14 protein-coding genes are annotated in these 24,809 nt (G+C 65.9%); 3 read left to right on the top strand and 11 right to left on the bottom strand.

The annotated features are described in order from the left end of the window. Positions 1-75: 75 nt before the first annotated feature. From ABTZ94_RS01735 to ABTZ94_RS01720, 4 genes are all read right to left on the bottom strand, one after another. Positions 76-3,153, bottom strand: coding sequence for a type I restriction endonuclease subunit R (locus ABTZ94_RS01735; RefSeq protein ID WP_351196430.1), 3,078 nt, complete (start codon positions 3,151-3,153; stop codon positions 76-78). Positions 3,154-3,175: 22 nt separating this feature from the next. Beyond that, entirely contained in the window at positions 3,176-4,396 is a 1,221-nt protein-coding gene (locus tag ABTZ94_RS01730; RefSeq protein ID WP_351196428.1) for a restriction endonuclease subunit S, read from the bottom strand. Further along, entirely contained in the window at positions 4,389-5,963 is a 1,575-nt protein-coding gene (locus tag ABTZ94_RS01725; protein ID WP_351196426.1) for a type I restriction-modification system subunit M, read from the bottom strand. The genes ABTZ94_RS01730 and ABTZ94_RS01725 overlap by 8 nt, the downstream gene beginning before the upstream one ends. A 1,420-nt stretch (positions 5,964-7,383) precedes the next feature. Beyond that, on the bottom strand, positions 7,384-7,839 hold the full coding sequence (locus ABTZ94_RS01720) for a hypothetical protein (RefSeq protein ID WP_351196424.1): 456 nt from the start codon (positions 7,837-7,839) through the stop codon (positions 7,384-7,386). A 314-nt stretch (positions 7,840-8,153) separates the two neighbouring features. On the opposite strand from ABTZ94_RS01720, the gene ABTZ94_RS01715 reads away from it, so the two are divergent. Further along, positions 8,154-9,776 carry a translation initiation factor 2 gene (locus ABTZ94_RS01715; RefSeq protein WP_351196422.1) on the top strand — a complete coding sequence of 541 codons (1,623 nt, stop codon included), beginning with the start codon at positions 8,154-8,156 and terminating at the stop codon, positions 9,774-9,776. On the opposite strand, the gene ABTZ94_RS01710 is transcribed toward ABTZ94_RS01715, so the two are convergent. The 6 genes from ABTZ94_RS01710 to ABTZ94_RS01685 all read right to left on the bottom strand — a co-directional run bounded on the left by ABTZ94_RS01710 (position 9,773) and on the right by ABTZ94_RS01685 (position 21,147). Next, complete coding sequence (locus ABTZ94_RS01710; RefSeq protein WP_351196420.1) at positions 9,773-11,788, bottom strand: NB-ARC domain-containing protein; 2,016 nt, start codon at positions 11,786-11,788, stop codon at positions 9,773-9,775. The two genes, ABTZ94_RS01715 and ABTZ94_RS01710, sit on opposite strands and share 4 nt — an antisense overlap. A 628-nt stretch (positions 11,789-12,416) precedes the next feature. After that, the gene (locus ABTZ94_RS01705; protein ID WP_351196418.1) at positions 12,417-13,703 is read right to left on the bottom strand and encodes a hypothetical protein; all 1,287 of its coding nucleotides are present in this window, start codon (positions 13,701-13,703) and stop codon (positions 12,417-12,419) included. Continuing rightward, positions 13,700-16,801 (bottom strand): hypothetical protein, encoded by a 3,102-nt coding sequence (locus tag ABTZ94_RS01700; protein WP_351196416.1) that lies wholly within the window; start codon positions 16,799-16,801, stop codon positions 13,700-13,702. Before ABTZ94_RS01700 ends, ABTZ94_RS01705 begins: the two co-directional genes overlap by 4 nt. After that, complete coding sequence (locus ABTZ94_RS01695) at positions 16,798-17,991, bottom strand: hypothetical protein (RefSeq protein ID WP_351196414.1); 1,194 nt, start codon at positions 17,989-17,991, stop codon at positions 16,798-16,800. Before ABTZ94_RS01695 ends, ABTZ94_RS01700 begins: the two co-directional genes overlap by 4 nt. After that, complete coding sequence (locus ABTZ94_RS01690) at positions 17,988-19,274, bottom strand: hypothetical protein (protein ID WP_351196412.1); 1,287 nt, start codon at positions 19,272-19,274, stop codon at positions 17,988-17,990. The genes ABTZ94_RS01695 and ABTZ94_RS01690 overlap by 4 nt, the downstream gene beginning before the upstream one ends. 544 nt (positions 19,275-19,818) lie before the next feature. Then, positions 19,819-21,147, bottom strand: a complete 1,329-nt coding sequence (locus ABTZ94_RS01685) for a hypothetical protein (RefSeq protein ID WP_351196410.1) — start codon at positions 21,145-21,147, stop codon at positions 19,819-19,821. A 467-nt stretch (positions 21,148-21,614) separates the two neighbouring features. On the opposite strand from ABTZ94_RS01685, the gene ABTZ94_RS01680 reads away from it, so the two are divergent. Further along, positions 21,615-21,770, top strand: coding sequence for a hypothetical protein (locus tag ABTZ94_RS01680; RefSeq protein ID WP_351196408.1), 156 nt, complete (start codon positions 21,615-21,617; stop codon positions 21,768-21,770). A gap of 381 nt (positions 21,771-22,151) precedes the next feature. Here ABTZ94_RS01680 and ABTZ94_RS01675 read toward each other — a convergent pair whose 3' ends face one another. Beyond that, positions 22,152-23,399 carry a DUF6236 family protein gene (locus tag ABTZ94_RS01675; RefSeq protein ID WP_351196407.1) on the bottom strand — a complete coding sequence of 416 codons (1,248 nt, stop codon included), beginning with the start codon at positions 23,397-23,399 and terminating at the stop codon, positions 22,152-22,154. Positions 23,400-23,813: 414 nt separating this feature from the next. Here ABTZ94_RS01675 and ABTZ94_RS01670 point away from each other — a divergent pair, with 414 nt between their 5' ends. Continuing rightward, positions 23,814-24,749, top strand: a complete 936-nt coding sequence (locus ABTZ94_RS01670; protein WP_351196405.1) for a DUF5655 domain-containing protein — start codon at positions 23,814-23,816, stop codon at positions 24,747-24,749. Positions 24,750-24,809 lie beyond the last annotated feature (60 nt).

Raw genomic sequence — 24,809 nt, 5'->3', positions numbered from 1 at the left:
GAGGGTGTCCGAACTGTCAGCCGAGACCACGAAGGCCCAGGCCGCTCAGGGCGGTCCGGGCCTTCCCCTTGTTCGTCAGTCAACGAGGTAGTGGGCTTCGATATAGGCGACGGTGGAGTCATACGGCTCCCCCACCGGCTTCAACATGTACCGGCGGAAGACCGCGGCGGTAGCGCGGCGGGCGCCTCGGTTGCGGGCGTCGGCGTTGTCCCATGCCCGAGCGAGGGTGTGGGTGACCACCTGATCGATTTCCTCGGCCAGGTTTCGCTCCGTGATGGTGAGGCCGACAGGTGCGTGGTCGTGGATTATCCGCGACAGGACACCGATGTGGTCTTCGTCCAGTACCACGACGGCTTCGTCGGGGTGCTTCTCAGCGTTGACGATGGCCCGGGCCACCCGAAGCGCTTCGGACAGGAAGTCCAGTGCGTCCTGGGCATTCTGGATGATCCGGTCCCGCAGCTGCTTGATCCGCTCCGCGAGGGCGGTGTACTTCGCGGACCCTGGTTCGACGCCCTTGTCGAGGGCAGCCTTGATGTGGTCCAGGATTTCCGCCGCTGACGGCGTGGATGTGTCCTCGCTGCCGTCCTTGTCGGTCTTGGGGCGGACGAGCGCCAGCAGCTCCTTGAGGATGGTGATGCCCTGGGCGTCCAGGCTGAGCGCTTCCTCCTGAGAGGCGACCACGGAGAAGGAGTGGACGTGGGCGTTGATGATCTCCAGGACCATCGGCCCCAGCTCAGCCAGTCGTTCCTTCCTCTCTTCGTCAGAGGACTTCTTGAAGAGGGTCGTGTACACGGACCCGAACAGTCCGAAGCCGTCGCTGTACTTGGCGATCCGCTTGTCAGTATTGATGAACGGGTACAGGCGGGCCAGGAGCCGGTAATCCTTGCTGAACACCTCGGCGGCGTCAGGGTTGGCGTCCAGAAAGATGTTAATGGCTCGAACGGACTGGTATCCGTGGACCGTCAGGTCGACTCCGTCCACGTCCGCGAGGAGGTCTTCGATGCGGGCGAAGGCGAGTCGGAATTCGGCGACCAGCTCGGACAGGTCAGTGACGAAACCGCCTCCCTTGCTGGGCCCAACTGCGGTGGGGTCGACGACGGCCCGCTGGACTTCTTCGGCCAGACCGATGTAGTCCACGACCACACCGGAGGTCTTAACGAACCCCGTCGGCGACACCCAGAGGCGGTTCGGACGAGTGATCGTCTGGAACAGGTTGTGAGCCTTCAGCGGCTTGTCCAGGTAGAGGACACCCTCGTTGGGAGCGTCGAACCCAGTCATCAGCTTCGCGGTCACCACCAGGAAGCACAGCGGGTCGTCCGGGCTGAGAAACCGCCGCTTTTGCTCCTCCTCCTCGGTCTCCGAGAGCTGGTACGTCTTCATGTCGACGTCTTCGGTCTTGGAGTCCGAGACAGAGATGTTCACCTCTGCAGTGATCTGCTGGTGCTTCCCGACCTCGCCGAGCACTTGGGATGCCTCGAACCCGGCAAGCAGCTCGTTGATCTCGTCTGTGTACGCCACAGCCAGCTCACGGTTGTAAGCGACAACCTGCGCTTTGAGGCCGTTTCGGTAGGCGCCGGCCAGGTAGTGGTCCACGATGTGCTGGCAGACCGCATGGATACGGTCAGGGTTGGCGAACACTGACGTAAGGCGTCCGAACTTGCGGGACAGGGCCTCACGGTCGGGGTCGTCAAGGTCGAAGTCGTCAGCGAACTCGTCGAACTCGGCCTGCAAAGCCTGGTCGTCCATCTCGAAGGAGACCGGGTGCGGATGCAAGATGACCGGGACGGTTGCCTCGTCTAGCAGAGAGCGGGATACCGAATATCGGTGCAGCACCCTGCCTGGGTCGGCCTCCTCTCCGAAGAGATCAAAGGTGTCGGTGGCGAGGTTCCTGATAGGGGTGCCGGTCATGCCGAAGAACCTCGCGTTGGGCAACGCTGCGCGCATCTGCCCGGCCAGGGATTCTTCATCGGAGGACTGGGTGCGGTGTGCCTCGTCGACGAGCACGATGATGTTGTTCCGGACCGACAGGTCCTTGCCAGCCTCGGCGAACTTGTGGACGGTCGTGGAGATGACGCCACGCACGTCGTCGACCAGCAGGTCGCGCAGCTTTTGGCTGTTCGAAGGTTTATGGAAGTACGCGTCTCCCATGGCGGAGGTGAACACCCCTGAGGTCTGCCGGACGAGGTGAGTCCGGTCCGAGAGCAGGATGATCGTGGGCGACTCGGTGCGAGTATCGGCTAGTAGCAGCGCGGCGGCGAACACCATCAGCAGGGTCTTCCCGGACCCTTGGTGGTGCCAGACCAGCCCCTTCGAGCCGCCTTGCAGAACGCGCTCGTGGATTAGGTGCGCAGCTTCCATCTGCGGGTAGCGGGGGAGGTACTTCTTGTCGGTCCCTCCCCCGGCGGTGTCGAAGAGGACGAAGTTGGCGAGCATGTCCAGGACCGTGGCTGGGTTCATCAACAACTCGACGGAGCGCTTCACGTCAGCGTGACCGGACAGGTTCTCGTCATCGTCGGTGGACCGGAACGGCTGCCACAGGTTGGTGGGCGCGCCAGCGGCACCGAACCGCAGCTTCAGCCCGTCCGTGGCGACGGCGAAGACGTTGGGCGTGAAGAACCACGGGTACTCCGTGGCGTACACGTTGTTGATCTCGCGGGCGGCATCCGCCCACGCGGACTTCGCGGTCGGGGACTTCACCTCGACCACGACAAGGGGCAGGCCGTTGATCCAGTAAACGAGGTCGAACCGCCGGGAGGTCTTGCCCGGCACGCTGATGGTCACCTCGTCCGAGACGACCATCGTGTTGGCGGTCAACGTCTCGAAGTCGACCAACTTCAGCGTGTGCCACACGCCGTCGTTGTCCCGGAACTCCTTCCGCCCTCGCAACAGACGCAGCACCTGCTCGTTGGCTCGGACCAGTCCGCCTTCGACGGCGGTGACCGTGGCCACGACTTCATCGACCACCACGTCCAGGTCGAACCCGTCGATCACCCCGGGGTTCAACCTGACGATGGCCTCCCGCAAGTGGGAGACGACCACCGTCTGTATGGTTTCCCGCGGCAGAGCTCGCCCTGCGGTGTACTCCCAACCCATTGGCAAGGACCACTGGATCATCTGATTCTGGAACTCGCGCTCCCGAATACCCTTCGCCACGCCTCAGACCCCCCTAGTCGGGCTAAACGTCGATTGTGATGCTCTGGTCCAATAGGCCCGACACAAGGCTTGCGCGGGTTGCTCGGAGACTTTCTTCCTGGTCTCGGAGCGAGTCCATCGTCTTTACGACAACCCCGAGACGCCCTGCCCAGTCCCGCTGGACCGACAAGGGGACATCCGGGACAGGGAATCGGCTAAGGGTCGCACGGTTGATGGAGGCGATCCCTGTCGTCTGAGTGCCAAATGTCTCAAACCAGATTCGGCCGAAGGTGTTGCCCCAAGCTGACACGAAATACGAATCGAAGCTCTGATCGGTGACCCGAACCCTGAAGACGTGGTTCTGGTGGATACAATCTGGAATCTGACCCTCCCAAACATGTCCCCTACCAAGCTTGTCCCTGTCTCCGCCCTCGTTCATCAAAACGTCGCCCCGGCGCAGTCGCAGTTTTGCTGCTTTAGCCTGGGTGGTCTGGATCGTCGCTACCTCAGACAAATTCAGGTGGTGCCGATGAACATTCGCCACGCGCAGATACGGCACCTCCACAAGGTCAGGCTGCTCAAGGTCTTTCTTGTTTTTCGTGAGGCCACCCGAGATGTCACAGAACGATGCCAGTGCGACCGTTCTCTCACCCTTGACCGCTACGACCATCTCTCGCCCCAGCGCCCACCAAAGCTCATCGAGCGCGTCCGCCTCGGCGTCGAGGGCGCTGATCTGCTCGTCGACCGCACCGATGACCTCGACAATCTGCCTCTGCACTGGCAGTGGCGGAATTGCCATACTGATGTTGAGGAAGTCGACAGGCTTCACCCGCTCACGCCTGCCCCCCATTCCCTTCGACGCCCCCTGCAGGGCGTTCCACATGAGCTGCGTCGTGGTGAGAATTCGAAAGAATTCCGGGTCCGCGGTTGGCGTGAAGGAGAAGGTCGGGAACTCCTGCGAGGCGAACGATTCCGGCAGGTCGTCAGGCGTAATGGTAATCGCGCCCTCGAACGCCTTGAGTCGGCTGTAGACGAGCACGCCCGGGCCGATCCGGTTGAACTTCTTGTAGGACGTCGAGCTTCCCGCGACGGGTTCTCGATAGAGCAGCCCTCGGCCCCTGTTCAGCACCCCCACGGTGGGGTACTTCTGCTCTGGGTCCACGTCCACGGTTTCTACATTGGGCGTGAGGAAGCGCGCCAGTGGCCCCCGGACCCAGCCCTCTTGCACCCGGGCGACAGAGTCATTGCCGGTCGGATTACTCATCGTCGAAGCCCTCGATCCCGGCGGCGGCGAGCACCTCGAGCATGCGAGCCTCGGTCTTCTGTCGCTCGGCACGGGCCATGTTGTAGATGTCGATGAGGGTCCCGAGGTCTTCGCTCTCGGCGGTGGCCTGTTTGATGTACCGGCCGATGTTCAGGTCGTACTCGTTCGCCGCGATCTCCGTGAGGGGCACGAAGCGTGTTGCCAGATTGCCACCGCCGTGGATTACAGGGTTGCCGTCTGTATCGGAGTCCGAGTGGTAGGCAGCCACCGTGTCGGCGATGTCGGCGATGGTGAGGACATTGCGCTTCTTGACCTTGGCAAACTTCTTGGAGGCATCAATGAACAGCACCTTGCCCTGACGGTCCGGGGCCTTGGTGCCGAGCGCTCGGAACACCAGGATCGCCGTGGGGATGGCCGTCGAATAGAAGAGGTTCGCCGGCAACCCGATCACAGCTTCGAGGAGGTCGTCCTTGAGGACCCGCTGCCGGATAGCTGCTTCCTGGCCGCCGCGGAAGAGGACGCCGTGGGGCAGGACGACGCCGGCACGGCCCTTCTGGGGGTCCATGCTGGCGATCATGTGCTGTACGAACGCCCAGTCAGCCGAAGGCTGCGGAGCGACCCCACCGATGGCACGGGGGTCGTTGGTCCAGGGCTTCCACTTCAGGCCGTAAGGAGGGTTGGCGAGGATCACGTCGAACTGCGCGACGGAGCCGTCCGGCTTCTTGAACCGGGGGTCCTTCAGCGTGTCGCCCACCTCAACCTGGAACTGGTCCAGGTTGTGCATGAAGAGGTTCATGCGAGCCACACCCGCGGTGTCCGGGACGGCCTCCTGCCCGTACAACTTGAGCGTGTAGCCACGCTTGCTGTGGGCCTTGAGAAGGTTCGCGGAGGCAATGAGCATGCCGCCCGACCCGCAGGTCGGGTCGTACACCGACTCGTAGCCCTTGGGGTCGAGGATCTCGACGATCAGCTCGACGACCTCGCGCGGGGTGAAGAACTGGCCAGCGCGGGTCCCGGAGCCGTCGGAGAACCGCTTCAGGAGGTACTCGTACGCTCCGCCGAGCACGTCGTGGGACATGTTGCCCTCGTGCATCTTCGGAGTGCGGTCCATCGCCTGCATGACCGCCGCCAACACCTCCCCCGACAAGACCTCTTCGGCTGTCCAGGTCATGGACCCGAACAAGCGGGAGAACTTGGCAGGGTTAGCCGTCTCGATTGCCTGAAGGGCGGTGCGGACCCGCTGACCGAGACCAGGGTGGGCGATAGTGGTGAGGATGGACGACCAAGAGGCGCGGCGCTGCTGGACGGTGCCGGGATAGATGAACGGGATCTCGAACGACTGGTAGTCGCGGTACTCGATCTCGTGGGCTTCCTCAACGGAGAGGTTGTCCAGGCTCTCGTTCTCGGCCAGGAACTCCTGGTGGTGGTGCTCCCAGGTGTCTGACAGGTACTTCCAGAACATCAGCGGGAAGACGACCGAGGAGTACTGCGCTTCGGGCATCGCCACACGCAACTCGTCAGCGGCATCCCACAGCCGACTCTCGATCTCCAGCTGGGTCACTGCCATCAGTCGGGGGTGTCCTTGCTCGTCAAAGGGCGGCGGCCCGAAGGCCGTGTGTTGCTGCAGGTAACCTGACGGGGGGGGGTGCTCGACATAGCTGAGCATGTCCTGTCAGGCGCGCCCGCCCCGGCGTCGTATTACCCCGTGCGAGCGACTCATCAACGATATCGCTCGCCTATGACAAGCAAGGACTGCGGCCAGCAGCGGGACGGCCCGCTTGGTGATCTTCTTGCCTCTCCAGTGCACTGCCGGTCCGGGCCGCGATGCGTGCGCATGGTCGGGCGTGCGTCCAGGCGGCTGTTCCATCCAGGAGCCGCTCAACCTTGACTCGTCCGCCCGGCATCCTGAGCTGGCTGGCCTGCCGCGAGATGCCGAAGCCAGCTGGATTGCTAGAGCTCCCGTAGTGAAGTGGGGACCTGCCCAGAAGGAGCGGGGTGGTCTGGCTTCGGCCATCGGGTACTTCGCTGATGGCGACCGAGGGCCGGGCCGGCACCTCGGCCCAGACGAATTTGCCAAGGTGTGGACGATGGAAGTGGTAGCCCCAGCGCGTGGCCATGGTGGCGGTGAGCAGGCCGGCCGCAGCCGCCCAGGGCGCGGACCTCTGCCGCTGCATGCCCGCTCAGGTAAAGGGCATGAGAAAGCCCCAGGTCACGGCGAGTGAGTCCTGGGGCTGATCCGAGCCGCCTTCGGGATTCGAACCCGAGACCTACGCATTACGAGACCGTGAGCGTTCGTGTTGCGTGGTGACCGCTCATGCCGCTGAATGACGTTCTGCCTGATCAGAGCACGTGCTGCTGCTTGGCCTGTGACGCCTCGCATTACGTAGTCTAAAGGCGTCCGGCCACCGGCTGGCCACCGAGACCGGCACCACAGGTGACAAGGAACCGGATCACCGGGATTGTCGGCCTCCCACAGACCTCCGGGCGGGCGCTTTCTCCCAGCGAATCTCTCCGGAGGAAGCTGTTCCGGCGTAGCTGGTGCCGACCACCCCGGCTGGCTGTTCACTCGACCGATCAGTCAGCCGGCGGGAACCCATCACTGCTTCCGCCCCTGCCCACTCGTCCATCGTCGACCTCTGGTCACTCGTCTGCCGCCCGGTACCGGCCGCCGTACCGACCGCGTACCCCCGGCAAGGTCCTGCTGAGAATGGAAACCCACCACCGACGGGCGCATGGACGTCACCGCGCACCCTCGGCCTGCCTGGCGCCGAGGTGCTGCTGGCCGTCTGGCCCGACCTTGACCGACGGCTGGACCGACTTCGTGCACCCCACGGTGTACGAGGTATCAGGCCTCCACTCCGCGCTCACCCGCCGATTGGCACGGGCCTTGTCATCCAGCCCCCAGACGACACGGCACTTCCGCGCTGCACGCCCATGGCCACAGGGGGATAGCCAACGCAGGGAGCCCGGAGAAGGTCTGCGCACGGTCACCGGGGCCGGCAGCACTCCTGCGCCACCGAGACGAAGGCCAGCTTCGCGCGCGTGAGTTCATCGGGTGTCTCATGGCGTCGCAGGCAGTCGACGAGGTGTTGCGCTGCGGCGACGGCATCCGGCGGGCCTTCCAGGAGTACTCCGCCCAGGGTGCGTTGCAGCAGGACGTCGTCTTCGGCTTGGCCCCGCCCGTTCCGTTCGGTGAGGATCTTGGCGTCCGCGGCTCCGAGGAAGTCCGCGTAGGTCTGGCGGCGGAGGGCGAACTCGCGGTGGCCGGACTCGGCGCGGAGCGTCATACGAACCGATTCGAGCAGCGCGTCCGCCTGGCGGTCGCCCGCGTGCCGTGCCGCAGTGGCCTGCCGGATACCGGCGCTGCGGGCGTACCAGCCGGTGACGACGCTGCCCGCGATCGCCGATCCCGCGGCAATCAATGCGATTCCCCAGTCACTCATGCCGCCATCCTCGCGATCAGCCAGGGCCTGCCACACCACCCTTGCCGAAGTGCGACGTGGATCACTCCCGACAACCTTCGAACTCCGAGCGATACGATCAGGCCATGTCGCCCGACGACGCGGAAAAAACCGCCCCGACCTGCGGATACAGCTGTTGCCACACGCCAGTTTCCGATAGAATGGATACTTTCGGGCGACGGGCGACGGGCGACGGGCGACGGGCGACGGGCGACGGGCGACGGGCGACGGGCGACGGGCGACGGGCGACGGGCGACGGGCGACGGGCGACGGTTCTGTTCGCGGCGCGGTCGGCTGTGGCCCTCTATCGTCTGCTTGACGTTCTCCCCGTCTTCTCCGGTGACGACCGAATCACCCGCCTGTTCACCCTCGTTCCCGGATCCGACTTCGGAGCGGACGCTCTCTCCGCGATCGACGCCCTCGGAGGCCGCACGGTGCCTTGGAGCGAAGCGCTCGCTCGCACGTACGACCTGGTCGTCGCCGCGAGCCCGAAGGGCGACCTCGGGCTGCTGCGCGGCCCGCACGTCCTCCTGCCGCACGGCGCGGGCTTCAACAAGTCGATCCCCGGCGAAGGTTCGGCCGACTCGGCATCCGGACTGGACCCGACGTATCTGCGACGAACCGATCACGACGCTCCAATAGCACTGCACGCCCTGGCCCATCCCAATCAGGTCGCCAGGGTGACCGCCACGGACCCGCAGGACTCCCAGCACGCGAAGGTCATCGGCGATCTCACTCTGGAACGCGTCCTCGCCTCAACGCCGCTACGCGACCGCTACCGGGCCACGTTGGGCACCGGGGCCCGCAAGCTACTGGTCCTGGTCTCCACCTGGGGGCCCGAGTCCCTCATCCAGCGACACCCTGGACTACCGGCCTTGCTCGCGGCCCAACTACCGCATGACGAAAACCAGTTGGCACTCGTAGTCCACCCCAACGAGCGCAGCCTGCTCGGCACGTACGAGCTGACCGAACGCCTCACACCGGCCCTCGACGCGGGGATGATCCTGCCCGATTCGCACGAAGAGTGGGCCTCCGTCCTGATAGCCGCCGACGCCCTGATAACCGACCACGGATCGGCCGCCCTGTACTACTGCGCCGCTCAGGACCGCCCCGTCGTGAGCGTCTACCGAGGAGGCGGCGAACTGATCCCCGACAGCCCGATGGGCGTACTCCTCGACCGGATACCGCAGTTGGAGCGCGCCGAGGACATCATCGACGCGCTGCGGGCGTACCGGCCGGGCCCCGGGCAAACCGCCGCCCAGGCCGCGTTCGCGCCCCCCGGAGATGCCGTGAACCGCCTGCGCACCGAAATCTACGCCCTGCTCGGCCTCGCGCCCCCCGCCCACGACATCACCCCCCGGCTACTGCCCTCGCCCGCACCCGCACCCCGTGTCCCCGCAGCGTTCGACGTCCACGTGGAGACCACCGCGGCGGGCGTGCGGATCACCCGCCACCCGGCTGGCTCCGGGCTGCCCGGCCACCACCTGGCCGTGGAGCACGGCGCGGCTGGCGAGCAACTCGCCCGTTCTGCAGGCCTGTTGTACCGGCGCCCGCTCCCGGTGTCCGCCGCCCCCGTGGACCTGGCCTGGACCGCCGACGGATGGACCCGGCACGCCCTGTCCGCCTACCCGGGCTGCCGCTCAGCCGCGGCTCTACTACCGTCCGGCGAGTGCCTCCTCAGATTCCGCGATCATGAACAGACGTACGCCGTCCAGGCCGAACCGCGCTCCGAGGGAGGCCGGGTCGTGCGGATCGACCCGGCCGTCGCGCTGTCGGCCGTTCACGCCTGGCTGGTCTCCCTCCGGCCCGCCCCGGACAGCGCTGCCGTGCTGGACTGCCTCATCGGAGAGCGGACTTTCCGCATCGTCCTTCGCCCGGCCACGGACATCGAGGCAGCCCAGGTGGTCCAGATGATCTAGACGAGGCCGTTGCGCCGGCGGAGGGTCCGGGCCGTCGTGCGGTGTGCCTCGGCCTCCATCAGGCGCCCCTCGGCTGTGTCCAGGTCCGCGAGCGCATCGTGGACGCGGGCCAGGTCGAAGCCGGAGCGCCGCCTGTCGGCCCGCCCGAGCGACTCCTCGTACAGCGCACGGGCCTCGTCCGCCCGGCCGAGCTGGTGGAGGACACCGGCGAGGGCGAACGCCGAGCGTCCGATCAGCCTCTCGCGCTTCTTCGCCACGAACCCGGCGTGCGCCTCGGACAGCAGACCACGCGCCAGCTCAAGGTCACCCAGCTTCGCGCTCGCCTCGCCCATCCGATAGGTCTGGAGCAGGATGCCGTACGGGTTGGGGATCGCCCGGTGCAGTTCGCGGGCGCCGGCGAAGTCGTCCAGGGCGGAACTCCACTCACCCCGCGCGCCCTTGAGCATGCCGCGGTGCTCCACGGCCGACGCGGCGAGCTTACGGTCCTGTTTCGAGTCGCCCAGCAGCTCGGCGGCGGACATCGCAGCGACGATCTGCACCCCGGCCTCGCTCAGCGCCCCCGACTCCCACAGCGGTCTGGCCAGCTGACAGCGCGTGCGCACCAGCCATCCCGCGTTCCCTCCGTGCCGGACCGCCGAGTCGACGGTGCGCCGAAGGACCTCGACGACCTCGGACTGGTGGGGGTGGTCCAGGGCATGCGTCCACACGGGCTCGGACAGGGCCACGACCTCGGTGTCCATCCTGCGGGCGTGGGCCAGGCGCGAGCACGCGAACACCACGTGACGTTCCTCGTACAGCCAGTGGGCCGCACGTACGGCGCGTACAGCCCCGACCCGCTCGTCCTCGGTCGCTTCCGGATCCTCCAACGGAACGTCCGGCACACCGGGAACAGGATCGAAAAGTCCCACGACGGTCAGCCGGGGGCCGGCGGTAAACAGGTCGGCCAGCTGAGCCTGCCGTACGAACCAGCGCAATAGCCTGACCTGAGCCTCGGCCACCTCACCGTCCGTCGTCTCCCGGCGCGACCTGCGCAGGGCGTGTGCACGCAGCGGACCCAGCAGTCTCATCTGACCGGCCTCCGTCAGCGACAGCAGACGCAGGTCGAGTAATCCGGCGCGGCGCAACTCGTCCAGCGCGTCCTGGCAGACCTCCGGTCCCAGTCCCGAGAGGGCGGTGGCCGAGTGGAGCGTGAACGTCCCGCCGGGATGGTGCGGAAGCAACCGGTAGAGCAGGGCCGCCGACCCGGACAGATCAGCGTAGGCGGTGTCCCAGACATGCTCCACACCATCCACTCCCTGCTCGTCCAACTCCGCCCGGAGATCGGCAAGAAGACGGGAAAGTGGACGCAGCTGGTGCGCACGCACCAGCTGACCCGCCACATGCAGCGCCGCGGGCAGACCCTCGCACAACTCGACCACCGCCCGCGCCGCCTCGGGGTCGGCGGCCAGCCGGTTGTCAGGAACGATCAGCTCCAGCAGTTCTGTCGCCGCCCGCTCGTCCAGCGGCGGCAGCGGCAGATCCTCCACGGCACCGGCTTCGAACTCGTGGAGCGGACCATGGCTCGTGACGATCACCACGCTGTCGCCCGACGCCGGCAGCAGGGTGACGACATCCGGGGCGTGGCGCACGTTGTCCAGCAGGAGGACCAGTTTCGCGCCGGATGTTTTGTTCCAGTACTGCGCACACCGGGCCGCGTACTGCGCCTCTACCTTGTCCTGCTCCACACCGAGGGATTTCAACAACCGGAGGAGCACATCACCGGGGTCCAGCTTCCCGTCCACCCGGAAGTCGTCAAGGTCGACGGACAACACATCGGTGAAAGGGAAACGGTCGCACAGAGTACGGGCGATCCGGTTGGCCAGCTCCGTCTTCCCCAAGCCCGTCGGCGCGCGCAGCCCGATGACCAGCGGGCGGGACCGGCTCCGCCATTCCGTCACGGCACGCACGGCACGTTCCTGCTCCTCGTCACGGTTGACGAAGTTCAGCAGCTCCGGCGGAAGTTCGACTCTCACACAGCCCCCTCGGTCATCCGCAGTGCCCTGCACACACTGCCCGACGATCACGCACTCTAGAGACTTTCACCGCCCGGTGTCCGGTATCCCCAAAGACCCGGGAGCCCCGAACCTTCACACAGGCGGCGGGTCCAGGGCTGGTAGAGAGGGGAGACTCAGGACTGGCCAGCACGCGACACGCCTCGTCGTCCCTGCTATCGCCCGACGTGATCATCTTCCGGCTTCGCTTCCCGTTCGTTTCAGTCTCCGTCGGGTAGATCTCCGCAAAAGCAGCATTGGCGTACGGTTCAATGCTGCTGTACGTCGATCCGCCCCTCGACACACGGGAAGCGCCGATGACACTGCAGTCCTGGAGCAGCCAGCGGCAATCGGACTGCCACCGGAAGGGTGGCACTCTCCGCCCCCGCCCGCCAGGGTTGTACCCGCTCCCGCCGCCGGCTTTGGGCCGTTCCCGGTGGGCGTGCTACCCGTACCTCCGCCGCCGAGCCGTCGTCCTCCAAGCGGCCGGATGCGGGCCCGGCCGACGAGCACACCGCCTAGCAACCGTTGTCACCGTACGAGTCCCGGTCAGCGGGTATCTGACCAGGTACTCCAGGCCCTCCCGCGCTGGCAGGAGGGCCCTTCGGCTTCATCCATGAGTGATTAAGCCTAGTACCTGCGGCATGAACTCCTCCTGCTCCACTTCGTACCCACGGGCATCGACCTGTTCGGCGAAGCGTCTCACCTGTGGCGCCGTGGCGGGGTTGTCGATGATCGTCCGAAGCGTTCGGGTTCCTTCGTAGCTACGCTCCCGGCGGGGCTTCGCGCCACTCATCGAGCCCACGTCCACGACGATCGCGTGGGGGACGCAGCGCACCACCAGGTTGGCGATGTGCACGCCGTCGGTGTCTGCGTCGCACACCACCCAGGCTCTCGGGCACACGGGGGCGAGTTCGCTCAGAACCTGCTGGAACTCGGCTCCGTTGAAGCCGCTGGACCAGACGACGGCGTGTCCTGGCAAAGTCCGGGCCAGGTATCCGGCGGCCTCCTTGTTCTCCACGACCACCAGTTCGTTGGCGGTGGTGCTCACCGTCATGGGTGTCGCGGTGAAAGGTACGGTGACCAGTGAGCCCAGCCCCTGCGTGGTCAGCCGTCCGCTGCCCTGGCTGATGGCCACGGGACCGGAGATCGACAGCTCCGGATACTTCAGTACGCCCAGCCGTTGCCGAAGCTGCTTGCTCATCCCGATGTCGGTCAGTGCCTTGTCAGCGTCTACGGCCTTGGTGTCATCGCGCAGGCGGCTGGAGAAGTCACGCACCCCGAGGTAGGTCTCCCCGGCCAGCAGGGCCTGCGCTGCCGCCACGTAGACGTCGAGCCTTCCCGTGTCCCGTGGAAGTTCCAGGGCTGCCGCCAGCGCCTTGGCCTCTGGCACGTCCGAGTGGATCCGCTGCGCGAGCGACAGCGCTTCGCCTTGGAGCTGGCTGCCCCGGTCGAGGGCATCGCCCTTCACCCGGGCGGCATAGGCGAGAGTGGCCGTGGTCAACTCCCATCCGAGGACAGCTCCGGGCTGGCCATCGACGCCCGGTGGTTGGGTGGTAACCGTCACCACCCCGGCGAGGATGAGTGGGGCGAGCTGCTCCAGCACGGGGTATCTCCTGGTGACCGTGCCGCCCCTCCTGGTGGACGATGCGAGGATGAAGCGCTGGTTGCTGTCGTCCAAGGCTTGGAGCGCCTGCTCTGCGGAACCGAGAGCTGGTGGCTGGGCGGGTTCGATGCGGAGCGCCAGGAGGCGGGAGCTGCCCTTCTGGACGCCCTCCTCGTACCGCTCGCGGTAGACCGGATAGGCACACAGCCCCACCGGCAGCCCTTCGACCGGCGCAGGTTTGCTGCTGGTGACGGTGTGGGTGCCGTCGACGGGCACTGCTGCGTTGCTCACCGGGCGTCCTCCATCGGGATGCTGTCCCATACGTCGAGGAGATCGGGATCCGAATCGTTCATGACCTGTGGCTCGGCGTTGAGGACGTCATCCTTGTAGCGAGACAGGTTGATCAGCGTCGCACAGTGGGGGCGTAGCGAGTTGATGTCCTGGCTCTGCACTGCGAGGACCACAGTGATGCCGTACTCGCGGGCAATGCGCCGGAGGGCCTTGGCCACCTCGCCGACGTTTCGGGAGTCGAGGTTATTGCCGGCCTCATCGATGATCAGCATGCGCCCTGCTGGGGTGCCGCCGGAGGCCAGGGTGGAGGCGGCGAGGAAAGCGTGGAAGATGACGTACTCGGCGGTGTTCCGTTCCCCTCCGTGGTACGGGATGGGGTCTGCGCCGGGCTTGACCCAGTGAGGGCGGACTTCCCACCGCAACGGGTCTTCCGGGTCGGTGGCCGCCCGGTGTCGCACGTTCAGCCGTACCCGGCTCTGGCCGGCCGATTCCAGCAGCGTGTTCATCCGCTCTTCAGCTTCGGTGAACACTGCCTCGATGTTCTTGATCAGCGTCTCCCTGTTGCCTTCACTCCATTTGATCGAGTCGGCCACGTTGGCCTCGGAGGCTTCCAGGGCCTTCTGGCTTCGTTCGCGTCGGGCGAGGATCGCCTGCTGCTCCTCCGCACCGCCTCCGCTGTAGAAGTCGATCCAGCGGGTGGCGGGTTCGGAGACCTTTTGGAAGGAGCGGGGCTGCTCGTTCGGATCGGGTTCTTCCTCCAGCCAGGCGAGGGTGGATGCGACCGCGCCACGGATCTGCGCGACCGTGTCGGAGATAACCTCGTCCTGGTGGTCGGGGAAGCCGATGTGCCGCCACTGGGTCGATGAGCACCCGGCCAGTTCCAGCCCACGGCTGATCTGTTTCCGCGCCTGCCACAGCGTGGTCTGCGGCGTCGGCTGTTGCGGCTGGGAGATCACCAGGGCTTCGGCAGCGGCGATACCTGCGGGGAAGACTCGCGCGAGAAGGGCCAGGGACTCTGTGCACGCTTGCACGAGAGCGAGCTGTGTTTTCCGCTCTTCGTCCTTGCCCGCGGCTTCTCTGCCAGCAGCGGAGAGCTCACTCTTGATGCGCTGTGCGTTCTGCTCCGCCGACCCGTATGCGGTCTCGGCTTCGGCGCTGCGGGTCCTGGCCTGTGCCTCAGCCCCTTCCGCGGCCTTGACTTCCCCCTCCGCCCGGTCGATCCGACCGTTCAGTTCCGTCAGCTGAAGGCGCAGCTCACCGGCATCGAGCGCCGCCTGGCAGCATGCCAGCCACGCATCGGCGTCGTCCCGGTCCCGGTTCGCCCGCCGAGCTCGCCCTTCTACGTCCTCACGCTGTTCCGTCGCCCCCTCCATGCGTTCCCGGGCCGCCGCGATCCTCGCCAAGCGATCAGTGATGGGCACCTCGAAACCGCCGTACATCCGCAGGCCGAGCGCTTCATCTTCCACGATGTCCGCATCGTCCGTGGCCTGGGTCCGCGTCTCCAGCGCGCTCAGGAAGGCTTCCACCGGCGGGAAGCCCGCTCCCTCGGTGGGGAGTTCCTTCACCGGGAACAACACGCAGCCCGGGAGCAGCCGCGTGGCCCTGAGCGCCTGCTCTGCTTCTGGAAGATCCTCCTGACGGACGAGGACCGTCTGGGCGTGGCCGGCGAGCCGGGCCTCCCAGCGGCGGCGATCCGGTTCCGTGAGGTCTCCGATCCTGACGGCATCCACCAGCGGGGCAGCCCGAAGGCCAGCACTGTCGAGAGCTACGATGATCTCCCCGGCCTTGCCGCCCTGCCCCCTGGCTTCCCGCTCGTAGGCAATCCGGCACCGCTTCGCTTCAGCGCTGGCATCGCGAACGGCGTCACGGGCGACTTCGACTGCGGTGTGTGCCTCTGCGAGATCCGCTTGGGCCTGTTCCAGGGCGTTGGCATCGCCTCGGGCTGACTTGTCCGCGAGGGCTGCGATCTTCCCTTCGAGCGCCTGGTGTTCGGACTGAAGCCGACCGACGCTGAGCGTCACGTTTCGCTTGGCGGTCTCTGCCTCCTGAAGACGCTGCGCCGCCTCGACCGCGACGAGCCGGAGACCTTCGGTGTCCTGGCAAGCACGGAGCCGTTCCTGGAGAACATCGATGTTCTGCCTGCACTCTTCCAGCTGCGTCTTGGCCTCCTCCGCAGTTCCGGCGGCGGACTCGCTGACCCTCCGCTGCTCGACGATCCGGGCGGCCAGGTACAGGTTCCAGTCGGTCTCGGCACCGGCGAGGGCGGCTCGCGCCTGGAGCATCCTGGAGATCGCCTTCAAGGTGATCTCGTCCCGCTCATATTGTTCCTGCGCGGCCTGCCGGTCTGCCTCCAGGCCGAGCTTGTGTTCGTAGATGCCCTTCCGTGCCTTCTGCTCGTCAGCGAGGAGCCGATTCTTGCCAGCCAGGTTGATGAGCATGTCCGCCAGGGCGTCCGGCCTGTGCGGCTTGCCGGCGGAGGACAGAATGCCGTCGTCGATGTTCTTCTCGCCCCGCTTGCGCAGGTAGGCGAGACAGCGGGTGCCGTTGCCGAATAGCTTCTCGGCGTATTTTCCGGAGGTCAGGGCGGGACCAGGGAGGTCGTTCCACACTTCCGCTGCGTGGGTGGCGCACTCCAACTCCGTGGCTCCGAGCGCCAAACGGATACCGGGGGCGAACTTGACCTGGACGAAGGGCTCGGTTCGCTGGATGCGCATCCACACGGTGACCGCGCTGGTGCGGGGCTCGCTCTCCTTCCAGTACACGCTGGCGATGTAGCCACTGGGGGCATCGACGAGTTGCTTGGTCTCGGCGGCGTTCTGATTGAACAGAAGGTTCCTGGCGTGGTGTCCGATGCCGCCACGCAGCCAATCCGCGTCGGCGTTCGCCAGGGCAATGGCACTGGCCATCATGGACTTCCCTGCGCCATTGGAGCCGCCCTCAGGACCGGTGCCGGTGAGGAGAGTGACATCAGCGTGGCTGACGGGGATGATGCTGCTGGTGTGGCGCCCGATGCGGACGAGCTGGAACAGGCGTAAGGGCTTAGCCCCTACGACCCCCAACGCCTGCAGAGGCATAGCGAGTTGCGGTTTTTCGTTCACGCGGCAGCTCCTGCTTCATTGGTGCGTCGGCGACGCAGCTCGTCGGCAACGAGACTGCCCGGGTCGGTGAGCATGAGGACGTTCTCCCGCAGTCTCTGATCTTGCTCGGGGGTAAGGCGTTGCAGGAGTGATTCCTGGATGCGGTTGCGGGAATCGATCAGTCCGAGGGCCTTGAGCCGGGACAGCGCCTCGGCGATGTCTTTCCCCTTGAGGCAGTCTCGCCCGTCGGGCCCCTTGTGATCCCGCAGGCGGCTCTCGATCGTTCGGCGCTCAGGGGCTCCGCCGGACTCGGGAATCAGTCGGTCGTAGAGGTAGACCAGGGCCAGCGCCGCGAGGTTGGTGGCCGTCAGCCCGCCCAAAGGCGCCTTGAGGACTGGCGTGACGGTGGGGTGCCAGCCGCTGATGTATCCGGTCACTTCCCTGCGCCCGCTGTCGCTGACCGAGGTTGCCTCGATGAGTGTGCGGCCGATGCCGGCCAGGAGACGTTCGACTTCTCTCCTCGTGGCGGGCTCCTCGAACTGCTGCCAGTCGCGGGCGGGCAGTGGGGCATCTGCCGCTTCCAGGGCGCGGACACAGTCCACCGCGTCGTTCTCGTACCAGGACCCCTTGGCGGTGGTGATTTCCGCTGTAGGCGCTGGCGGTGCGCTGTGGCTCTCGTCCCCGTGATGGGGGTAGGCGCGGTGGCGCCGCAACCGCACTACGGCGCTGTTCAGCACGGCGTGGGTGGACGGGTCGAGGGTGCTGGCTCCAGGACCGAGACGCACCGTGCGATCGGGATGGAGACGCAGCAGGCCGGCTTGAGGGAGGGCACGTTCCAGCGCGGGCACGGCCCAGGTATGGGCGTTCTTGTCCGTACAGGCGCGCAGCAGGGCGACGACATCGGCGAAAGGGATCACCGATAGTTGTTGCCGCTGGGTGAGAAGGGCGTAGGCGGCGACGAAGGTGACCACTTCCTTGGGGTTGAGCCGGTTCCTGGGAAGGCGGGGGCTCTCGGCGGAGGCCGCCGGTTCCCCTCCGGACCAGCCGAGTACCGCAAGCGATCCGCTGACTGGGTCGTCGACGAGGTGGACACGCAACCCAGCGGCTGCGGCGGCCTGTTCCATATCGGTGAGAGGCAGTCCGAGGGTGGGCAGTGCCCCGCCGGAGTGGCGCAGTAGTGCCATGGCTCGCGTGGCCTCGTCCTCGGTCACGGGGCATCCTTCCGGTCGTTTTCGCGGCGCAGGCTCATCGGTGTCACCCATGACGGGCGTCTCTTCCGTGGATCGGGGTCGCCGTGCTGTGGTGGCCCCTTCCGGCTGTGGAGGCGGTAGCGGGTGTCCAGGGCTGAGAGTTCGAGCAGGTTGCAGAACAGTTCGGAACCACTGCGCCACGAACGGGACAGGAGGATGGGGGTCAAATCCACCTCGTTCAGTTTGCCGAGCAGTTCATCGGCGATGGCGCGCAGAGCCTCGTCCTTCGGTTCCGGGAGGGGCGCGGCCTGGCGATTGGGCCGATCCGGAAGAATGTCCTGGACTGGTTCGAGGAGAAGTTCCTCGGCTGCGGCTTCGATCGCGGCGGGATCCAGCCAGGCGCGAGTCGCGTCGAAGTGGATTCCGTCCCACAGGCCGACGAGATCTTTGACGGTGGAGGTCCGCGCGGCGCGCACCAGACTCGCGGTGTGCAGCTCGGCCTTGCGGTCCAGACGTGCTTCTCTGCGCAGGAGTTGCACCAGGTCAGTGCGGACGCTTACGTACTTGTTAACGGCTGTGATCAGGCGATCCAGGTCCGTCGCCAGCTCCTGGATCTGACGAAGACTGGAGAAGGCCTTGTCGCACACCAGCCGGATCCGCTCGGCCAGGTCACGCGTGTCCAGCTTGCCGATCTCGATGGCGGCCGCGATGTCGTTCTGGGTGATGATCTCGCGGATCGCCCGAGATCGCCCTTGGACCAGGCCCCTGAATGCGTGCAGTTTCTGCCGGAGCTCCCCTGCTTCGGCCTCGGGATTATCCAGACCGTTCATGAAGTAGGTGAGGACTTCCATCAGCACCTGATGGTTGAGGGTGTCGGTCACCATGGGGAAGAGCAGCAAGCCCACATGACCGGCCTCCGTGAGCTCCACGTGCGTGTCGTTCAGCTTGCCCCGGACCAAGCGCGCCGAGCCGGCGGCGATGAGCTGCCCGAGCCGCGATCTGACTGTGCCGTGACCAAACCTCGCGGCCAGCACGGCATACAGCTCACGGATGGGGAAGCCCTGATCATCTTCGCTGGCTGCGAGCATGTCGCAGATGGCCTTGGCGCACTCGATTTCTTCGTCGCCAACGTTGAGGCTCGCCGCGCTGCCGATTACCGGACCGAAGATGCTGGCGGCATTCCTTGATCGAACCGAACTGAATGCCAGAGCCTGTCGCGGGATTCCGGCTGACCGGGACGCGCCCCCCTCCGACAGGCGCTGACCTTCCCCAACTTCTCCCGCGGGTAACCCGTTTGGACGCATGGTCCGAAAGGTAACCGACGCCTCTGACAATCCACTCCGAGCGAAAGCACCGGACGACGAGCACCGGGAATAATTCGACCTTATGTTCGAATCAAGATTGCGACAACTAAACTATTCGAGCACTTGTCTGATCTGCGACTCGACACGCGCCCCAGCACGCCGACGCCCTACTTTGCTCAGTTCTGGTGTCCAACGTCGAGGTCGACGACACGCGCGATTACGTTGCGCGACTGAGATCGAACTGTGCGAACCCGCACAGGCCATATCGTTGCGCTGATGCGTAGGGCATGCGTTTGGCGGTCGCACAGAGCACGGTTACGGAAGACCCCACCGACTCCAGGAACCTGCGGGCGAGCGGTGATCAGGTTCGGCAGCTGATGCGCGACGCGAGTACTGCCGGTGCCAGGCTGGTGCAGTTCCCGGAGGGCGCGATCACCTACCCAGCAATCACGTGATGTCGTCCGGCCCGCAGGGGAGGACGGTCAGAGCCCGGCCCGGGGCTATCTCGCACGATAGGTGGCCGACTCGAGTATCGGTCATGGCGCTACCAGCGCAATGACTCCGCGGCGGTTTGCAGCCCTACGGAGTCGAGAGCATCCGCAAGGACGTCCCGCTCTTGTCCGCCCTCACTGCGAGCCGACGCCAGCAGCCGGGCAACCTCTTCGTCTCGCCCCCGCCACCGGAGTAGCAGAACCAGTTCAACAACGTGCTCCGCAGGCGCGCGAGTCACTGCATCCAGCACTTGATCAGCCGCACCATTTCGCCCGGCCTGTCGCAGTGTTTCGACAAGATCGAACACGTCGCGTGCCGACCGCCACGCCGCTGCTTTCACAACGTGTTCGGCCTCTTGGTCACGGCCTTCATCACGCAGTACTGCCAACAGGGTTGGAATGCCGTCCACGGGTCCCCATGCCGCATGCCACAGGATGCTGTCCGCAGCGGCCCCGCTGTTTGCGTTTCGTAACTCGCGCACCACTTCTAGGACGTTCTGCAAAGGGCGTCGAGTCAATGCCATGCATACTTCGCGGATACCTCCGTTCCCGCCACTTCGCTGCAGCGCCTTCACGAGGTCAACGACTTCGGCGATCGATCGGCAAGCTCCGGCGTGGAGCACCACACGAGACTCCACATCGTGTCCGTTCACCCGAAGCCCGTATAGCAACCGAACGACATCACGTACCGGTCGCCATAAGGCAACAAACACCACTAGCAAATGAATTGCCCGGTGATTCACATCTTGCCTGGACTGGCCGACGAATTGCACAATTTCATCCACTGGCCGCCATGCCGAGCTGATCAGCTGGAGTAATTCCGGGTTCTCCGTACGGAACGAGTCCTCAACAGCCTCCATGACTTCCCCCAGAGGCCACGTCGAAGCCTCAATCAGCAGATCGGCTTCAGGGGAATCTCCATCCGCGACCAAGGAGGATGCCAACATCTCCACTCCGCCGTCGCGCAGCAATGCCACGATCGTGCCAGTCTTCTCGTTGATCTCGGAGAACAGGCCAGCCATGGCCCTCATGCTGGCATCCAGCGAATTGCGACTCGTCACGTTCGCCTCAACCGCGTGTCCACTCTTCGACGGTATGGCGTGGACAGCATCTGCAGAGGATGGCTCCCGGGCTCCAAGAGCCTGCTCTGCATCTGCCTCAAGCCACAACGTATGGATGTGGCTTATTGCGGCGTCAGAATCGCCACGGGTGATAGTTCGATCAGCCAATACCCGGACCAGTGACTCTAGATTGGGCCAGCGCGGCAAACCCCCAGCTCCCCGGAGGGTCGCGCCCACGCCCTCGTGGCTGAGCGTGCCGGGAAGATCGTCACGGTTGCGGATAGCGGTAGCGATCTCCCGCGTGGAGGGCTTGCCGGCCATGCCGTACACCTTGTGCAGCGCAGATACGAGCGACCGTTTCGGACCAGCAGGGAGTTCGTTCTCCGCTGGCATACGAACACCCGGCACGTGCCCTCCCCCACCCATCACTCCACGCAGTCATCCTGCCACGCCACCTGACTCCACGTCGGCGTCAGCGCTTGCCCGGTCCTGGCAGGTATCGCTCGGCGGGTCAGGCAAGCAACCAGGGTGGATGGACGTCAGCACGTCGACTTCCCGGAGGCTCACATGTCTGATCCGCACCAGCAGCAGACCCCAAATCGGAACGATCTGCTGCTCATCGCAGCTATTCGCGGCGCCTGTGCAGGTGCCACACGATCGTTGGCGGACTGGCTCATCCGGGTACTTACCAGGTGCTCCTGAACGGGTCGGCCAGCTGGCGCTGCGGAATACAACCTCCCTGGAATCAATTGTTTCGAGCGAGGCCATCGAGGCGAACGGGGAAGCCGGTGAACGATCTCAAGATGTTCCGCGTCGCCGACGGCCAGGTGGCCGAGATCCCGGGAGCAGCGGTGGCACTGGACCGTCAGCAGACGTTGATCGAGCGCAACATGGACGCGATGCTCGAGATCCGGCCTCGGAGTACAACACCGGTTCGCGTGTGAGGGGCGGATCGACTCGCTCGGGCTGGACGAGTGCGGCAATCCGGTGATCACCGAGACCGTGAGCGATCATGCCGCCGCCTTCCGCGTGATGCCGCCGGGTGATGTCGTGCCTGGTCAGATCACATACAACGGGTTGGCCGCTGCTACCTCGTGATGCACCGTCCAAAGGCATCCGGCCAGCGGCTGGCCACCCGGACGGGCACCACCGGTGACAAGACACCGCATCAACAGGGTTGTCAGACGTCTACAGACCGCACCGGGCACCCCTCCTCCGGCCAGGCCCGTACCTGCTTGTGCTGCTGCCGGTAGGGAGCGGCGGGCGGGACACTGCGACGTGAGGCCGTGTCGGCACGGCCAGTACCTCACCCAGCGCTCTGTCCTCTAGGCAGCGCCTTCCCGTCGTCCCGCGCCGAGCACGCGGGGGGCACGATGGGCGAGGCGGCGCATCACGCTCGCAGGCCGCAGGCCTTTCTCTACCTGGAGGAGGAAGGACGCCGGGGAGTTGCTGAGGGCTTCGTGGCGCTGCTTGCTGATCTGCCGCCGGTACCCCACCAGGCCGAAAGCGAGGCCGAGAGCGGAGGCGTAGGGCAGCCCTCCGGCCGCATAGCCGCCCACGGCTCCCAAGACTGCAGGGGCTTCCGTCTGGACGTTGAGCACTCCAGTGGCCGCGTCGATCTTGAGGCTTTTCATCGCCGCCTTGAGGTCGTTCAGTGGTCGCTCGAAGCGGGTCCGGTGCAGCTGCCGCAGGCGGGCGGCAAGAACTTCGCGATCCTCGATCTCCGCGAGGTGCTCCTGCATCTCGCGTGCGACGCTGTCGACCTCATCCATGAAAGTCTCGAATTCGGCCCCGTATTTCTGCCGGAGTTCGATCACCTTGCCGACTGACACATTTGCCAGGTCGGCTGGCAGGACCATCCGGACAGCCAGCTCTCCCAGAACCGCAGACACGGACTGGTCGGCACGCGGTTGCCGGCCCCGCAGCAGAACGGCCCTGACACGTTCGGTGTCCCATACCTGGCTCGCTCGATGTGCCGCCATCTGGTCCGTCGTCGGCACGAGCTGGTTGCGCCGCGCCAGCTCATCGGTCAGCGCGCACTTGTAGACCCACGCCAGCATCGGGTCCATAGAGATCCACGTGCCGTACGGCTCCCGCCCCTCGAACGTGGGGCGGTCCGCGTTGATTGCCAGCCCTTCAGCGATCAACGCCTCGCGCAAGACCGGCGAGACCTCCTGCCAGTACAAATGCGCGATGTACCCACTGGGGCGGCCGTCGGAGTGGTCATCTCTATGGGCATCCGGGACGTAGAGGTTGGTACGCCGCAACGACGGCGGTACGACCGTGCTCTCGCGGATCTGCCATTCGCGGATCTCGTAGTATCGGCGCAACGTTCCGGCGTGCTCCCGGATGGTCTCCAGAAAAGGGGCTTCCACGGCTGCGGGAGCAGCACCGGGCTCTATCGGAACGAAAAAGTCGAGTCCATCGGCCAGGGCCTTGCCCGTCTCAGAATCCCGGACGGGGTAGTCCCGGGGAACCACGCGGGCCAACTGCGGCCAGTACAAGGCCGCCACCTTCATCCAGTCATCGTTCTGGACGTGCACGTACGGGTAGTACAACCCGGTCTGCCGCATGCTTCCCACTACCCCTAGCCAATCCCAGCCCGACCTCTGTACTGATCATCATCTAGCAGCGCGGATTGACGGCGCCATCGGATGGCTCCGCTGGCCCCCATCGCGATGTCTTTCGCCATGCGCGCTTGCTCTGCACGATTATCCACAGGGCGTCCACCGGAGGCGGGCATGGAGCCTTTGCAAAACGCCAGTGCTTGCCCCCTCCGTGACGGCTGGACACTGACTCTCCCGAAGCCGTGCTCGGCAGAGGGCGGGAGGGGATAGTCGCAGGTGCGACGCCGCGCTCTCGTCACCCTGTGTGGTGCTGCGCGAGTACGGTACGCCGTTCCAAGGCAGGCGGCTCCCCTCCGTCTGGAATATCCATCCGCCCGTTTCGATTGCTTCTCTTGTACCGATCGCGGGAGAGGGACGGTGATGGCCGAGCTGATGTTGTTCCGGCGAGACGCGGGCGGGCGGGACGTCGAGCTGCCCGGTTCGACGGTGGCGTTGGAGGTGGAACTGCAGCGGCGGGTCGAGGCCGGCCTGGAGGCGATGCTCGGCATCCGCTTCCTGGCGTCGGAGTACCCGACCGGCCCCTGGCACCGGGGTCGGATCGACACGCTCGGGCTGGACGAGAACGGCAGCCCGGTTGTGATCGAGTTCAAAAAGGGCTCCGACAGCGGGGTGCTGTCGCAGGCCGTCTCGTACCTGTCCTGGCTGGAGTCGGCGCACCACGAGTTCGAGGCGCTCGTGCGGAAGGTGCTGGGCGCGGAGGCTGCCGAGTCGATTGACTGGCGTCGACCGCGGATGGTCTGCATCGCGGCTAGCTTCTCCCACCACGACCGTGTGGCCGTGCAGCGGCTGCCCGAGCGGATCGACCTGGTGCGCTACCGGATCTTCGAGGGCGGCCTGCTGAGCTTGCTGCTCGTCGACTCCTCGCCCGGCTTCCCGACCGCCGCTTCCTCCCGGCGAACTCGGGTGCGGGAGACCACGGTCGACGTCGCGGCGGCGGTCCCGGTGGCTCCTTCGCCGACGGATGCCAGCCTGGTACCGGAGTGCCTGCGGGACCTGTACGCGGAGGTGGACGACGCGCTCACGGCATGGGGCGAGGTCGAGGTGGCACCGCTGCGCCACTACATCGCCTACCGGCGGCTGGTGAACGTAGCATCGGTGATCTTCCGCCCAAAGCACGAGGCGATCCTGGTCTATCTCAGACTCGACCCGGACACGGTCGAGCTGGAGGAGGGCTTCACCCGGGACATGCGCGGCATCGGGCACCTCGGGACCGGGGACCTGGAGGTACGCCTCGCTTCGGCAGCCGACCTGGAGAAGGCGGCCCCGTTGATCCGGCGGGCATTCGAGGCGGCTTGACGCAAACAGAAGGGCGGCTGGAGCATCGGTTACTCGATACTCCAGCCGCCCTTTGGCGTC

Source organism: Streptomyces sp. NPDC002785 (assembly GCF_040295565.1).
Classification (GTDB): domain Bacteria; phylum Actinomycetota; class Actinomycetes; order Streptomycetales; family Streptomycetaceae; genus Streptomyces.
Note: the sequence above shows the minus strand (reverse complement) of the source record. Positions and strands in the feature narration are given on the sequence as shown.

Coding starts and splice junctions, on each gene's coding strand:
- ABTZ94_RS01725 (WP_351196426.1), bottom strand. CDS start 5,963: ATGGCAGTGACCCAGCTGGAGATCGAGAGTCGGCTGTGGGATGCCGCT.
- ABTZ94_RS01685 (WP_351196410.1), bottom strand. CDS start 21,147: ATGGCCGGCAAGCCCTCCACGCGGGAGATCGCTACCGCTATCCGCAAC.
- ABTZ94_RS01675 (WP_351196407.1), bottom strand. CDS start 23,399: ATGCGGCAGACCGGGTTGTACTACCCGTACGTGCACGTCCAGAACGAT.
- ABTZ94_RS01720 (WP_351196424.1), bottom strand. CDS start 7,839: ATGAGTGACTGGGGAATCGCATTGATTGCCGCGGGATCGGCGATCGCG.
- ABTZ94_RS01690 (WP_351196412.1), bottom strand. CDS start 19,274: ATGCGTCCAAACGGGTTACCCGCGGGAGAAGTTGGGGAAGGTCAGCGC.
- ABTZ94_RS01730 (WP_351196428.1), bottom strand. CDS start 4,396: ATGAGTAATCCGACCGGCAATGACTCTGTCGCCCGGGTGCAAGAGGGC.
- ABTZ94_RS01670 (WP_351196405.1), top strand. CDS start 23,814: ATGGCCGAGCTGATGTTGTTCCGGCGAGACGCGGGCGGGCGGGACGTC.